This window comes from Bifidobacterium bohemicum DSM 22767 (genome assembly GCF_000741525.1).
GTDB classification, from domain to species: Bacteria; Actinomycetota; Actinomycetes; order Actinomycetales; family Bifidobacteriaceae; genus Bifidobacterium; species Bifidobacterium bohemicum.
The window spans coordinates 143,816-160,009 of record NZ_JGYP01000002.1 but is presented as its reverse complement, the minus strand read 5'-3'; the positions used below and the strand labels follow the sequence as shown (position 1 = coordinate 160,009).

Here is a 16,194-nt window from a genome sequence, read left to right as displayed (position 1 = left end):
GCTGCGATCAGACCACGGTGATGGTCACCACGGTGGCGGTGCCCTTCTCGTCGTGCACCCGGACCTGCTGGCCTGGGGCGGGGTCTTGGAAACGAACCTGATGGAACCAGTCGCCGGCAGGGGAGGAGATCTGAACCTTCAGCCCGAGGGCTTCAAGTTCCTTCTTCGCTTCGTCGCTTTTCTTGCCGCGGACATCGGGTATGGTCACCGTTTCCGGTCCCTTCGAAACCACGGCATCAACGGAATCGCCCCAATGCAACTGTGTGCCGGGCTTGACCGAAGTCGAAATCACTGTTCCGCGCGGAGCCGTATCGCTGAATTCCTCAGTGAAACTTGCCTTGAGTTTTGCCTGCGCAAAGGCCGTGACCGCTTCATCTTTAGGGCGTCCGACCAGATTCGGCATGCTTACCGGCATCGGCCCCTTTGACAGAATCACCGTCACTTTGCTGTTGTGCGCCATCGTCGTGCCGGGCTTGGGGTCGATTGATAGTATGCTGCCTTCTGGATGTTCCAGGGAATAGGCGTCTTTGGACTTGTCGTGCTCTACGACGGTGAATCCGGCTTGGCTCAAGGCATCCAGCGGTCTTTTGCCGCTAGGAGTGCCGGGGTCGAGGATATCCTGCGGAATGGTGGACCGTCGCACCCCTCTTGAAACCGTCACGGTGAGTTTGGCACTTTGACGCTTGCTTATGTGTGACGAAACGGTTGCGGGGTCGGTGGAAATGACATCGCCCTTCGCGACCGAATCGCTGTACTTGAGCGAGGTCGTATAGGGGATGCCCGTCACCTTAAGCGTGCGCTCGTAATCATTCCACGAGATGTCTTTGATGACACACGGAGTGTCCTCTCCGCACGATAGGTCGTCCGGCTTCGGCAGGCTCCAGTAGCTGCCCGGCCCCCAAAAATACCACCACGAGGCCGAACCTCCCGCGAGCAGGACAAGACCGACCACACAGGCCACGATGAGGCCTCGGTGCCGATGCGGTCGTGAAGCGATTGCATTTGGCGGCATCTGCGGGGCCATTGCCGTGGACTTATATGCGGGAACCGTTGCGGCGGAACTTCCTGCACGGTCGACATTGCCGTATGCGGGCTTGTTTGTATTGACAGTCGGTGAAGCCGTGATCGGGTTGATGACGGTCGTCGGCTCATGCAATGCGCTCGAGCCGTTGTTGGCGTGCACACGGGGCCCGAATGAACGCGTCCGACCAGTGGCGGCCTGTTGTCCACTGGCGTTGGAAAGCGTGAGATTCGCGGTGGATTCCGCGTGTAGCGGGCCGGTCGGCGTCGAAACGTCGTTCGGCGTCGGGATGGCGGTCGGGGCATTCGGGCTCATTGAGAACCGGTCCGCCGGCCGTGAGGCAACGTTCGTGGCCGCCGGGGTGGAAGAGGAGGGTGTTCCTGCGCCGTTACGACCTGGTGAAGAATTCCGGGTTGGTTTGGCTGGGCTGGGTAGGCGATATATCCAATCCTGGGCCCCCAAGCCCGCACATAGGCTCTTAAGTTCGGCAAGTGCCATCGTGGCGTCGTCAGGTCGTCCTGCGACGCTGCGCGAGGTCAGGCGCGCGATAAAGGCCGCGACTTGTGGATTGATGCCGGAACATGCGGTTGTGATTGAGGGAACGTCCTCATGAACATGTTTGAAGATGAGGGTCACCGGGTTGTCGGAGACGAACGGCACCCTGCCAGCCAGCATCTCCCATGCCATGATGCCCACGGAATACAAATCGCCCTGAGGGGTGGCCTCGTTGTTCTCGATCATTTCCGGCGCAAGATAGGCGGCTGTGCCCAACAGCATTCCCGTGGATGACAGGGTCGCTTCCGAAACGGCCTTCGCCAGTCCGAAATCCGTGATCTGCACACGCCCACGGTCGTTCAGAAGAATGTTTTCCGGTTTGATGTCGCGGTGCACGACCTGCGCGCGATGCGCCGAGGCCAGTCCGTCAAGCGTCTGCGAGACGATGCGCACCGTCTCCCGCACATCGAAAGTGCCTTGCGTATCCATCTCATGACGCAGGTTGACTCCGTGCACGTACTCCATCACCAGAAAGTCGAGTCCGTTTGCGGTTCCGGTGTCATAGACCTGGACGATATGCGGGTTGCTGATTGCTGCCGCACTGCGTGCCTCGCGATGGAAGCGTTCGACGAACTCGGCACGATGTGGTCCCTGCGCGAGTTGGGTATGCATCACCTTGATGGCCACGGTACGGTCGAGTCTTTCGTCCAAGGCCTTGTAAACCGTGGCCATGCCACCTTCGGCGATTTTGCCAAGAAGGCGGTATCGTCCCTCGATCAGAGGGGATTGGGGGACGGTGTCGGGTTGACTCATCGCTTCGTCTGGTTCTTTCTGGAATCGGTGCAGATATCTCAGTACTATCGTACATGCGGCGAGGTACCAGTGTAGTGCAGCGGTGGCGTGTCTGCAGGTAAAGTGTCACTGCGTTATGAAGGATGGTATCAGGCGACGGCATGCCTCGAGCAGTGGGTCTGTGCAAACGGAGGAATCCGTCGCGAACTTCGTGACGGCTTTCCGAGCTTGTTCCCATTGGGTTCTGATACGCCTGACACTGATTGCAGTCGCTCCGGTCCGGGTAAAAAGCCGCAGTGCCAACGCCACGTCATCATTCGTTCTGGCCGGCGCTCGGTACATGGCGATCAGTGCCTCCCCGTCGGGCGTTTCCGCCTTGGAAATCGCGTCGGACAGCAGTACGGTGCGTTTGCCTTCCCGTATGTCTCCGCCTTGCGGTTTTCCCGTTTGGCGCGGATCGGCGATGACGTCAATCAGATCGTCGGCCAGTTGAAAAGCGATACCGAGGGGCAAACCTATGGCATACGCCGTGTCGTGCGCCTTTTCGGCATTCATGCCGGCTGCGGCCAGACCCAGCTCGATCGGAGCGATGGTGGTATAGCTTGCCGTTTTCCACTCGTAAACGCTTAACGCGGCTTGCTCGATGGCTTTCGGTTTTCCGGGATCCAGTGTCTGTGCGTCGATATCGAGACTTTGACCGATTTCTACGGCTCGTTGCATATCGAGGAACATTTCGAGACATTCTCGGCTGTGGTGCATACCGTGCTGGCGCAGAGCATTCTGGGCGATTCCGACACTGGCGGTGGCAAGCATGTTGCCCAGCATCAGCCCCAATTCTTTCCCCACGGTGCGATCTTCGAGGGATTGTCCCAACGCGGCATGGGCGCTGGGCCGTCCCCGACGCATTGGCGAGTCATCTATCAAATCGTCGTGAATCAGGGCACTGGTCTGATATATCTCGATGGCGCAGGCCAGGTCGAGCATCCCGGTGCCTTCGCAAGACGAAGGGTCGAAACCCACGTTTGAATTCCGATTATTTCCGATCGGTGGATTGTCGTCGCCGCCTTGCCGGGTCAGTCCGGTTTGGAATGCCGCAAGAGCCAGACGAGCCCGTAGCCGTTTGCCTTTCGCGTTGCTGGAAAGCGCCTGAGCCGCCATTGTTTCAATTACCTGTCGCAAGGAATCTGGGATATTGCTGTTGTCGATATCGCTTATCCATTCGGCGGTAAGCTGATCGATGCGTTGATCGATGGTTGGGTTGTCCACAATGCTCTGCATGGTTGCAAGGTTATCCACATCGCAAGATTTATTACAGATCGGCTCTATTCCAACGATATGAACGTTTATCCACATACCTCGGTTTTTCTTTGAACCCGGCTTTTGAGGTGCCATAGTTGCATGCAAGCGATTTGCACCGGCAATGCCCAATTGATAGCGAACATGGCGAAAAGGAGAGCGATGATGGATGCCGTCGGCGTCACCATACAGAGCAGGAAACGCGGGGAAGCCTCTGCCCGCGAGCAATCGCGACAACGAAGTGCCACGGCGCCGCGAGACCCCAAAGCAGAAGGACAGAGGCATCACAAGGTTCGTTCGTATGATGCGCCGGGTTTGACGAGTTCGCCGGTCTTGAGCATCGAAAGGTTGGAAAAGGCCGCGCGGGTGTTGCAGCGACGGCGGATGCGCGAAGGTTGCGAGGTCGCTGACGGGGGATGGCTCGAACATCCACTTGAACAATGGTGCGCCAATCTTGAGAACGGGGTGAGAACCAGTGACGAAAGGAGATTGAAAGCTGAAACAGGTCCGGTTAAGCGCTTGCGCGCCGACGAAGGGCTGTTGCCGTCAACCGTGGGCGTCCAGGAGAATATGCCTCAACACGGTCTGGACCGGATGTCGTTGTTGTCGGTTTCCAGTCAGCAGGCATTGTCGGTAGCCATGGCTCAATCACTGCCTGTGCGTGACGCTCTGATTCTTTCGCTGGTGGGTGATTTTTATGGCGAACACGGCAGAAGAACGATGTGCGATTTTATCGCCAAACCACACGATGCGGCCAATGTGCGGCTGCTCTACCGTACCCTCGCCGCGGCGTTCAATGACGGCACCACACGTCCTGATTTCGAACGATGCATGCATGGTGTGGCGATGTTGAAGCCCATGACGGAAAACGGACTGGAACGTTTCTGCGTGCAGCCCTGCTGCGTGACCGCATACGCCTTGTGGTGGCTCGATGAACCTTCGGCTCGTGCCTATGTCCTCCGGGCGTTAAAGCATGACGAGCAGTGCGTGCTGGCAAGGGTTCTTTTGTCGGCGATCGTCAAGGGGACCCGACCGGCATGGGCGCAAGCCGCGGTGGGCATCTGATCGGATGACGGACCATAGGCGTGTGGGAATAATCGTCCCCGCAAGATGGTTAACTCCTATAAGAAGACCTATAAGCGTAACTCGAGTTCTAGTGGGTTTTACCGTGTGTAGACATAGAACCGTGCAGGAGGGATGAGTTTGGCCAGGAAGCAGCACAAGACGCCGGTGCGGATTGACGATACCGACAAGACGGAGCCCGTGGAAGAGCCGGAGGCTTTGGACTCATCGTCAGGGTCTTCGCCCCGCCGCAAGGCAGGCTCACGTTCGACCTCCCGCAAATCTCGCGCAAAGACCGCGAGCAAGTCCGTGGACAATGAGAAGAACGGTGACGCCAACGCATCTGATAACGACATTGCACTCGATGACGACGTCGATCTTGATGACGAGGACAAGGATTTTGATGGCCTCGACGATGACGAGGATTTTGATGATCTTGAGGATGATTCTTCGTCCTTGTCCGATGATGACGAGACTGATGAGGAACCGGAAGATGATCTTGACGACGGGGAAGATGATGACGAGATCGACGAGGGAGCGGTAGACCATCGGATCGCGCCTGAACTGCCGAAGGCCAAGGGCGCGTTCGTTGTCAGCAACACCGACGACGACGACAATCTGACTCCTTCCGGCAATCCCAAACGTCGTGTCGTGGCCGCTGGCGCCACCGCGGATCCTGTCAAGGACTACCTCAAGCAGATCGGTCGCGTGAGCCTGTTGAACGCCGAACAGGAGGTCGACCTGTCCGAACGTATCGAGGCCGGTCTGTACGCGCAGCATCTTCTGGACACCGAGTCCGAAGACATGGACTTCAAGCGTAAGCGTGAGCTCAAATGGGCCGCAAACGATGGCAAAAAGGCCAAGGATCATTTGCTGGAGGCCAACCTTCGTCTTGTGGTGTCGCTGGCCAAGCGTTATACGGGTCGCGGCATGCTCTTCCTGGACTTGATCCAGGAGGGCAACCTTGGCCTTATTCGCGCTGTGGAGAAGTTCGATTGGAAGAAGGGATTCAAATTCTCCACGTATGCCACATGGTGGATCCGTCAGGCCATCACGCGCGCGATGGCCGATCAGGCGCGTACCATTCGAGTGCCGGTGCACATGGTTGAGGTCATCAACAAGCTTTCGCGGGTTCAGCGTCAGATGCTTCAGGATTTGGGTCGTGAGCCTACGCCTGATGAGTTGGCACGTGAGCTCGACATGCCGGTCGAGAAAGTCCAGGAAGTGCAGAAGTACGGGCGTGAGCCTATTTCCCTGCATACTCCGCTCGGCGAGGACGGTGATTCCGAGTTCGGTGATCTCATTGAAGACACCGATGCCATCGCGCCTTCCGAAGCCGTGGCCTTTTCACTGTTGCAGGAGCAGTTCCGTCAGGTACTTGAGACGCTTTCGCCTCGTGAGGCCGGTGTGATCAAGATGCGTTATGGCCTTGAGGACGGACAGCCGAAGACCCTCGATGATATCGGGCGCGTCTACGGTGTCACGCGTGAGCGCATTCGACAGATCGAGTCGAAGACCATGTCGAAGCTGCGCCATCCTTCGCGTTCACAGGCCTTGCGTGACTTCCTGGATCAGTGATGCCGTCATTAGCGCGATACTTTGTATGGGTTCGTTGAAGTAGGGGACGAAGCTTAATGGTTGAGGAATACAGCGCCAAAGACCTGTCGGTGCTCGAGGGGCTTGACGCGGTACGCAAGCGCCCCGGAATGTACATCGGTACCACCGACAGCGATGGGTTGATGCACTGTCTGTGGGAGATTATTGACAATTCGGTCGATGAGGCGTTAGCCGGTGCCTGCGACCATATCGTCGTCACCTTGCATACCGACGGTTCGGTGGAGGTGGCCGACAACGGCCGCGGCATTCCCGTCGACGTCGAACAGAAGACGAAACTTACGGGTGTCGAGGTCGTGCTGACCAAGTTGCACGCCGGGGCGAAATTCGGTAATTCCTCCTATGGTGCCTCAGGTGGCCTGCACGGCGTGGGCTCGTCGGTGGTGAACGCATTAAGCTCGAGGCTTGACGTCGAGGTCAATCGTAACGGTAAGACCTATCATATGGCCTTCCATCAGGGGCACGCAGGAACGTACGATGATCCTGACGCGGAACATCGCTCGCCGGATAATCCGTTCAAAAAGACGCGCAAGAACCAGCCCACCGAGCTGGAGGTGATCGGTAAGGTCTCACGTAAGACCACAGGCACGCGTATTCGGTACTGGGCCGATCCGGAGATTTTCAACGAAACAGCGAAATTCAACTATGAGCAGCTGGTCGATCGGGTTCGTCAGACGAGCTTCTTGGTGCCGGGTCTGAAAATCACCATCATCGACGAGAACATCGCCCGGACCGGTGATGCCGCCATTGACGACATGTTCGAAGTTGACGCGCTCCCGACCCCTGGGGTCCAAAACGCTCAGGATGAGGTCACCGGTGGCCGGGACGATGACGAACATACCGCACAAGACGGTACATACGATGAAGGCGATGGCCTTTTCGATTCGGAAGAGGGTTCCGATGATGACGGCGCCTTCGAAGGTCTGGACGTATCGGACGCCGGCAAGGCCCGTTCCAGTGCCGGCGACGATCAGGACGGTCAGGGGGCACCGTCGGATCAAGACGTTGCCGACGGTCAGGCGGATGCCGCCGTCGATTCCGCTCTCACGCCCATTCGGAACCCTCGTGCGCATAGGCGTGTCGAGGAGTTCCTGCATACCGGAGGCGTCAAGGATTTCGTGGACTTCCTTTCGCAGGGCGAACCGGTCTCCGGCATCTGGTCCATCAGCGGTGAGCAGACCTATACCGAGGAGACGCAGGCCGTGGACGACAATGGGGATTTGCATGCACAAAAGACCAAGCGCGACTGCAAAGTCGATATCGCGTTGCGTTGGGTCAACGGCTACGACACGACGATCCGCAGCTTCGTCAACGTCGTGGAGACACCGGGCGGCGGCATGCACGTCGACGGATTCCTGCAGGGGCTGACCAGGCAGGTGCGCAAGGCCGTCGAGGACAATGCGCGTAAGCTCAAGGTCAACCTCAAGGATTCCAAAACCAAGGTTGAGCGCGACGATATCCTGACCGGGCTCGTCGCAGTGGTCACGGTGCGCATCGCGGAACCCCAGTTCCAAGGTCAGACCAAGGATGTGCTCGGCACGGCTCCAGTGCGCCCGATTGTCGCTCGTATGACGGACGAGCAGTTCGGCGAGATGATTTCGGGATCGAAACGTGGTTTCAAAGACCAGTCCGTGCGCGTACTGGAGAAGATCGTGGGCGAGATGCACGCCCGTGTGCAGGCGCGCAAAACCAAAGAGGTCACGCGTCGTAAGAACGCACTGGAATCCGCGTCCATGCCCGCCAAGCTCTCCGACTGCCAGCCTGGCAACGACGACGTCGCGGAACTGTTCATCGTCGAGGGTGATTCGGCTCTTGGCACCGCCAAGGCGGCCCGTAACTCAGGGTTCCAGGCTCTGCTGCCGATTCGTGGCAAGATTCTCAATGTGCAGAAGGCCAGCATGAATCAGATACTGGCCAACAAGGAATGCTCCGCGATCATTCAGGTCATCGGGGCCGGTTCCGGTGCCAGTTTCGACGTGACGCAGACGCGCTATGACAAGGTCATCATGATGACGGATGCCGACGTGGACGGCGCCCACATCCGGATTCTCCTGCTGACACTGTTCTATCGGTTCATGCGACCGCTGATTTCACACGGCCACGTCTACGCGGCAGTGCCGCCATTGCACCGCATAGCGCTCGCCGGAAGCCGCAAAGGCGAGTTCATCTATACGTATTCCGATGATGAATTGGCGGGCAAACTGGCCGATCTGGACGACAAAGGTATCGCCTACAACCCGGATGTGCAGCGGTACAAGGGTTTGGGCGAGATGGATGCCGATCAGCTCGCCGACACCACCATGGATCCGCGTAGCCGCATGCTTCGTCGCATCACGATGAAGGAGGCAGAGGACGCCAGCGCCACCTTCACGCTGCTGATGGGCGACGAGGTGCCTCCGCGTCGTGATTTCATCGTTGAGAACGCCGATGACTTCGACCGCTCCAAGATCGACACCTGATACCATGTCCTTCTTTGGCCGAGGATCTCCTCAGCCAAAGACGACACGCGGGTGACGACGTTTGCGGACTGGTCTGCCCCTATATGACAGAATATGGCCGTGTCCTATTGGAAGCCCTGATTGCGAGCTGTTGCATAGGGTGCATCCTACGAGATTCCGTCGTAACGGTCGATTCCACGTGCGGCGTGTGCCATTGTTGACAAAGGAGTGCTCGAGTTGACTAGTCTGCTGCTTGGTGTGATTTACCTGGCGTTCGTTTCGCTGGGTCTGCCTGATTCGTTGCTTGGCGCCGCTTGGCCTAGTATGCAACCGCAGATGAAGGTGCCACTGTCTTGGGTGGGCGGCATATCAATGATCATTTCGGGCGGTACGATTATCTCGGCCTTGCTGTCCGATCGGTTCTCGCTACGCTTCGGCGCCGGCAGGCTTACGGCCGTGTCGGTGGGCATGACGGCGGTGGCACTGTTCGGTTTCTCGGTGGCGCCCGATTACTGGGTGCTCGCCCTGATTGCGATTCCTTACGGTCTCGGTGCCGGAGGCGTGGATGCCGCCCTGAACAATTACGTCGCCATCCACTACGCCAGTCGTCATATGAGCTGGCTGCACTGCATGTGGGGTGTTGGCGCTTCGGCTGGCCCCTACGTGATGGGATTCGCGCTTTCCGGCGGACAAGGCTGGCAGTGGGGATATCGCTACATTTCCATCATTCAGATCGTGCTGACGGTGATTATCGTCTTTTCGCTGCCGCTTTGGAAGAATCGTGACGAGGCTTCGGCGGTGGCCGGTTCGGACCTGAGTGAAGGCGAGACTCCCGTCGATGGAACCGAAGCCGTCGCAGGAGCCGAAGCGGAACCCAAGCCCGTCAAACCGCTGGGGGTGCGCGGGGTGCTGGCCATCCGTGGCGCCAAAGAGATTCTTGTGATGTTCTTCTGCTATTGCGCCATCGAGACCACCTCGGGGCTTTGGGCCTCAAGCTATATGGTTCGGCATGACGGCATCGGCAAGGTCACCGCGGCGAGCCTGGCAAGCCTGTTTTACCTGGGCATCACCGCGGGTCGTGCGTTGAGCGGATTCATGACCATGAAGTTCGACGATCCCACGATGATCCGCATCGGTCAGGCTGTTCTTGGTTTGGGTATCGTCGTCATGCTTGTCCCGTTGCCCGGGCATGTCGCCACCGTCGTCGGACTCGTGCTGATCGGCCTGGGCTGTGCGCCGATTTACCCGTGCGTCATCCATTCCACCCCCGCCTATTTCGGTGTGGAACGTTCACAGGCGATTGTCGGCGTGCAGATGGCCTGCGCTTACGCCGGTTCCATGCTCATGCCCCCCGTCTTCGGTCTGATTGCCCAACACGCCACGATAACCTTGTATCCGTGGTATCTGCTGGTGTTGCTGGTGCTCATGGTAGCGATGCACGAGATGCTGCGGCGCAGGGTGGGTCGTCGGGACTGATATCCGATGGTTTTTGAGCGTCGGTCGCCAACGTCGTGAGGTATTGCAATAATAGAACATATGTACGAATGTCTGGATCTGTTTTCGCCTCCCACCGCGGCATGGTTCAGACATGCCTTCGGTGCGCCTACGGATGCTCAGCAAGAGGCCTGGCCGCATATCAAGGCCGGAGAGAACGTCTTGGTCGTCGCGCCCACAGGTTCCGGCAAGACCCTGGCTGCGTTTCTTTCAGCCATCGACGGGTTGATTGGCGGGCAATCGGCCAATTCAATTAAATCCACTAAATCCGGTGTCAAAGTACTCTATATTTCTCCGCTCAAGGCGCTTGGGGCCGACGTCGAACGCAATCTACGGGTTCCGCTGGAAGGCATAGCAGCGCAGTGCGTTTCGGAAGGTATGGAACCGCCTGACATCGACGTGGCCATTCGTTCGGGGGATACCACGGCCAAGGAGCGCCGGCGCATCGTCTCGCATCCGCCGGATATTCTGATCACCACGCCCGAATCATTGTATTTGCTCCTGACCTCGAAAGCCCGGCGCATCCTGAAAGGTGTCGAGACCGTCATCGTCGACGAGGTGCATGCGCTCGCCGCCACCAAACGCGGTGCTCACCTTGCGTTGAGCTTGGAACGGCTTGATTTGCTGACAGGACGGAACATGCAGCGCATAGGGCTTTCCGCGACGGTCAATCCGTCGAAGGAAGCCGCGTTCTTCCTGGGCGGGGACCAGCCGGTCGCGATTGTCGACGCAGCCGATCCGGTGCATATGGATCTGAAAATCGTCGAACCTGTCGCGGATATGGGGGCGTTGGGGACCGCCTCCGATGACGAAGGCGGATTTCATGTCGGTGGCGCGGATACAGGACAAGGGAAATCGAACCATAACGCCAAACGCCATGATTCTCGCCATCTAAGCGGTGTCAGTCCAGCCATGCAGGCGTTGGCCGAAGCCCGCAAAAACGTCGTTGATGACTTTTCAAATGCGCCAGAACGCCGGTACGACGGCTCGGGGTCGAATACAGGTGGTTTTGGCAAATCACAGGGCCTTGCGGACACAACGCCGGTTTCGTCTTCGAATTTCGATACCCCGAATATTGACGATACCGTCAATTATTCCGCCTCGTCGGCCAAACACGGCGACTATTCCTCGCCGAACGCTTCGGCCTCGCACTCCGTCTGGCCGGCGGTCGAGCGCAGTATTCTCGATGAGATTCTCAGCCATCACAGCACTTTGGTGTTCGTCAATTCGCGCGGACTGGCCGAGCGATTGACCGCACGCATAAACGACCTCTACGCCGAGACGGAATGCGGCATCGAAGTCGATGACCGTTCCTACGGCGACGGCAGACACTACGATTCCATCGTCGGTTCCTCCACCGCCTTGGTCGGTTCGCACCGGGGAAGCGAGACCATCGCCATGGCTCACCACGGTTCCGTATCCAAGGAGCGGCGCAAGGTCATAGAAGATGATTTGAAGCACGGACGCCTGCGTTGCGTGATTGCCACGAGCAGCCTTGAGCTGGGCATCGATATGGGTTCGGTCGACATGGTCATTCAGGTCGCGCCGCCCCTGTCCGTTTCGTCGGGTCTGCAGCGTGTCGGCAGGGCCGACCATCGTGTCGGCGGAATTTCGCACGCGCTGTTCTATCCGCTGACCCGTCAGGAGCTCATTACTTCCACTGCGACAGTGGAGAGCATGCGGCGCAGCGGAATCGAGCCGCTGTCCGTCCGTCGTAATCCCTTGGATATTCTGGCCCAGCAGACGGTCGCAGCGGCGGCGATGGAAGATCTGAAAACCGATGAATGGTATGCGGCTGTGCGTCGTACCGCACCGTTCGCCACACTTTCTCGCGACATGTTCGACAATGTCATCGGGATGCTTACCGGCGCTTACAATTCCGAGGAATTCTCCGCTTTCCGGCCACCGCTGCAACTCAATGCCGAGCTGGGCATCGTTTCCGCCCGTCCGGGGGCCCAGCGTCTGGCCGTCACCAGCGGCGGCACCATCCCCGACCGCGGCACCTACACTGTCGTGCTGCCTGAAGCCGACGCCGGTTCGGGCCGCAAGAAAGTGGGGGAGCTCGACGAAGAGATGGTCTACGAATCCCGCGTGGGCGACGTCATCACGCTCGGCACCTCGACCTGGCAGATCGATGAGATCACCAACGACCGTGTCGTGGTCACCCCGGCCCCCGGGCGCACCGCGCGACTGCCGTTCTGGCACGGAGAAGGCCCCGGACGCGACGCCGGTTTCGGCGCGTTGCTGGGTGCGTTTGTTCGACAGATCGGCGATGGTTTGATACCGGCATCCACGTCGGATGCTGCACATATATCTCAATCCGATAATGACCGTGCCGAGCCGTATTTCGACCCATCCACTGAACAGCGGCTCAAAGACGACGGTTTGGATGACAACGGCAGGGCCAACCTCGCCTGTCTGCTGTCCGAGCAGAAGGCCGCAACCGGTTCGCTGCCGACCGACAAAACCATTGTCGTCGAACGTTGCCAGGACGAGGAAGGCGACTGGAGGATCATGCTGCATTCACCGTTTGGTCGCCGTGTCCACGAGCCGTGGGCGCTCGCGGTCACCAACCGGCTCAAGCGCAAGTATGGCTTCGACGGGCAGACATATGCCACCGACGACGGCATTGTGGTGCGCTTGCCTGAACAGGACGGCCATGTCGGCGCCTTCGGACTCTTCCGGTTCGATGCCGATGAACTGCTTCGGGATGTGGAGGAGGAGATCGGCGACTCGGTGCTGTTCGCCACCCGGTTCCGCGAATGTGCCGCCCGTTCGCTCTACATGCCAAGGATGAATCCCGGCAAACGCGTGCCGTTGTGGCAACAGCGTCTGCGGGCTTCGGAGCTTTTGGCTGCGGCCAAGACCAGGCACAATTTCCCGCTGGTCCTGGAGACCGCCCGCGAGTGTCTGCAGGATGTCTATGATTTGCCGGCTTTGAAACGGCTGATGACCGGTATCGATGACGGCGCAATCGAGGTTGTTGATGTCGAGACGCAAAGTCCATCTCCGTTCGCGCAGAACCTGCTCTTCGGCTTCGTGGGCTCGGTGATGTATGAATATGACTCGCCGCAGGCCGAACGTCGCGCCTCGCTGTTGGCGATGGACCCGGAGGTCTTGGAAGAACTTCTGGGCAGCGGTCATATCGCCGATGTCCTTGATCCCAAGGCCATCGCCCAGGTTGAAGATGAGTTGAGCCGTCAACGATTCTGGAACGAGCTGGAACCTGATGATGTGGCCGGCCGAATGCTGCGGTTCGCCAAGACGCACGGGCCGTTCACTGCCGACCAGGCCGTGGAGGAACTTGGTTTGGATGCCGCCACAGCGGTTCATGAGCTCGATGATCTCAAGGCCTGCGGCGTGCTCATGTCCGGCGAGTTCGTCAAGAATCTGCCCGGTCCGCAATATTTGCACCGTGAAGTGTTCCGCCGTATCCGTTCACGCTCGCAGACGCTGACGCGCAAATCCCTGAAACCCGTAAGCTTCGAAACGTACCAGTCCTGGTTGTTGGTGATGCAGGGGATCGGCGCGGAATTCGGCAGCAATGCTTATTCGCATGCGCCCGGCGGCAATCGCTATTCAGTCGGTGTTGACGATTCGATGGAAAACGATCGAATGCAAGATGCTCCGGAAAGTTCTCAAGCTGCCGGGCCGGGTTTCGTCGGAGCGGATGGTCTGCTGCGCGTCATCGAGCAGTTGGAAGGCATGCCCTTGCCGGCAGCGATGTGGGAATCCTCGGTGTTCTCCGCAAGGGTTCCGGACTTTACGCCGGCGATGCTCGACGAGTTGCTTTCAGCGGGTGAGGCGATTTGGATGGGTTTCAAAGACGAAGGCGCCGCTTTGGGTCCGCAACAGGCCATGAAACCCGGCAAAATCGCATTTTATCTCGCTGATTCGCCCCTGCTTGCAAACGGCGGTGAATCGAATGCTGCCGGGGAACATGACGATCAGCAACCCGAAGAGGATCCAAAGGCTTTGAACGTGTCCGACGGGCAGGACATTCCATCTCGATCAGAAAGTACGCATCGTCCACCGATTCCGGCAAACAATCATGTCGACGATTATCGGCCGCAATCCGTTTCTCGTTCCGGGGCGGTCGATGAGTCTGCCGGCGGTGGGATCATGTCGTTGTTGGCTTCTGGCGGCTCCTATCGCGCCGAGCAGCTACAGCGGCAATGGCGACTTTACGGCGGAGGCGGTCCGCGCGAAGTAGTGGATCCGCTAACCGGCGAGATCAGTGTGTCTTCATTGGGAGATTCGGGCTTCGAACGAGAGCTTTGGTCGTTGGTATGGCAAGGCAAGGTGACCAATTCGTCCTTCGCTCCGGTTCGTGCCCTGTTGCAAAACGGGAATGGCGCACGATCCGCCGGTCGTTCGAATGCAGGAAGGCCGCTGAGCCGTCACCGCCTGTATGGCCGCGTACGGGTCGAACGACGGCCGCAATTGCCGGGCACATTGGCCGGTTTGTGGTCGGCGGTGCCGCAACCTGAAGGTGTGTGGCCGGAGCGGCGCGCCATTGCTCAGGTGGAAACGTTGCTTGACCGTTACGGCATCATCGCGCCGCCGCTGATGGACATGGATCCGGGAGCCTCAGGTTTTTCCGATATCTATCCGGTGTTGAAACAGATGGAGGCCGCCGGTACGTTGGTTCGCGGCATGTTCGTTCGTGGTCTTTCGGCCGTGCAGTTCGCCGAACGCACGACCATCGACCGATTACGTCAGTGGCGTATGCAGAACTCTGCGCTCGCAGTGGCGCTGGATGCCGCCGACCCGGCCAGTCTTGCTGGCGGGGCCGTTCCATGGCCATCGTCGAACCCCGCCGACGGCTGTGAACCTATAGTTAAAAACGGCAGTGCCGAAGCCAATCAGGAGAACGGTTCGGCTACTATACGGTCTTCCGGTTCCTCCGCCGTTGAACCGATTGACATTTCGCAAGAGGGCAGCGAAGGCATCGGTTCGATCAAGTCGTCGGTTCGGTTAAACGATAGTCTGCCCGTCGCAACCGGGGCCGGGGTCAGGCATAAGCATGTGAAGTCGGTCCAGCCTATGCGCAAGGTCGGTTCCGTGGTTATTCTCATCGAGGGCAGGCCGATACTGTACGCCATTCCGTCCAGTCACCACCTGCTGTTTTTCGAAGCCACCGATTTCGAACTGCAGCGCGCCATCACCCGGTTGGCCGATACCTTGCGTTCTCGATATGAACCAGGAGGACGAACCGGCAAGAAATACGGTAGCGTCACCTTCCGCGATGCCAACGGTGAACCGCTCACGGCGTCGAGTCGCTACGCGCAACTATTGCGTACGGCGGGTTTTACCCCATCCCCGCAGGGTATGAAACTCTATCGGTAACGGAAACAAGCGAGTTTTGCATTGCTTTTCAATCTTGAAACCGTATTTGTGCGGGGCCGAGCGATTATAGCTTGGCATAGGCACTGATGGAATCCGTTCTGCCGACCATTTTTTACGGTCCCTTTGACTGTCATTCTGTTAGTTTCATCGTGCAAACGGGTTGCAGTGGGGGGTGTTAACGAACTGCCAGATGGGATGCGGATTGGTGATTGGGCTGAAGACACCGAGGGATTGACATCGGTCGCTGTTGGCCTCGTCCCATGATGTGATGGCCGAGTCGGATAAGGGTGAAGTCGCATGCTTTGCGCGTAAAAGGTGGGGGAGCTGCGAGCGTTTGCCGGGAAGGCTATGTTTCGATATACGACCGGTGAGATAGCGGTGGCATTGGTATTGCGGTGGTCGAAAAGGCATCCACGTTGTTGACCGAAAGCAGAGAGGAGGCATGCACTGTGGTAATTCCGTCGTGGTCCAGACCGGCGTCACGATATTGTTGGCGGATTGTTGGTGGCGTCACCAACAGAGCCGTCATTGCGATTCATGGTAAAAATACGATGATGGTGCTTAGACGGCGTTCTTCGATCGTTCTGCATCTGCATGTTCTTTCAGAACCGAAATCCTGATACCTCAACGACG

The 16,194-nt window shown here is 58.5% G+C and carries 6 protein-coding genes and 1 pseudogene; 5 read left to right on the top strand and 2 right to left on the bottom strand.

The window, feature by feature from the left end:
* Positions 1-7: 7 nt before the first annotated feature.
* Both BBOH_RS02945 and BBOH_RS02940 read right to left on the bottom strand, forming a co-directional pair.
* Entirely contained in the window at positions 8-2,329 is a 2,322-nt protein-coding gene (locus tag BBOH_RS02945) for a protein kinase domain-containing protein (RefSeq protein ID WP_033521067.1), read from the bottom strand.
* A 105-nt stretch (positions 2,330-2,434) separates the two neighbouring features.
* Complete coding sequence (locus BBOH_RS02940) at positions 2,435-3,586, bottom strand: polyprenyl synthetase family protein (RefSeq protein ID WP_033521069.1); 1,152 nt, start codon at positions 3,584-3,586, stop codon at positions 2,435-2,437.
* 120 nt (positions 3,587-3,706) lie between these two features.
* Here BBOH_RS02940 and BBOH_RS08965 point away from each other — a divergent pair, with 120 nt between their 5' ends.
* The 5 genes and pseudogenes from BBOH_RS08965 to BBOH_RS02915 all read left to right on the top strand — a co-directional run.
* Complete coding sequence (locus BBOH_RS08965; protein ID WP_161786400.1) at positions 3,707-4,669, top strand: hypothetical protein; 963 nt, start codon at positions 3,707-3,709, stop codon at positions 4,667-4,669.
* A gap of 132 nt (positions 4,670-4,801) precedes the next feature.
* A complete protein-coding gene (locus BBOH_RS02930) occupies positions 4,802-6,244 on the top strand; it encodes an RNA polymerase sigma factor (protein WP_074428468.1) in 1,443 nt (480 codons plus the stop codon).
* Between the two features lie 56 nt (positions 6,245-6,300).
* Positions 6,301-8,739, top strand: coding sequence for a DNA gyrase/topoisomerase IV subunit B (locus BBOH_RS02925; RefSeq protein ID WP_033521070.1), 2,439 nt, complete (start codon positions 6,301-6,303; stop codon positions 8,737-8,739).
* 216 nt (positions 8,740-8,955) lie between these two features.
* Entirely contained in the window at positions 8,956-10,194 is a 1,239-nt protein-coding gene (locus BBOH_RS02920) for an MFS transporter (RefSeq protein WP_033521071.1), read from the top strand.
* A gap of 60 nt (positions 10,195-10,254) precedes the next feature.
* Positions 10,255-14,940, top strand: a pseudogene (locus BBOH_RS02915) (DEAD/DEAH box helicase); the annotation flags it as partial.
* Positions 14,941-16,194: the final 1,254 nt, after the last annotated feature.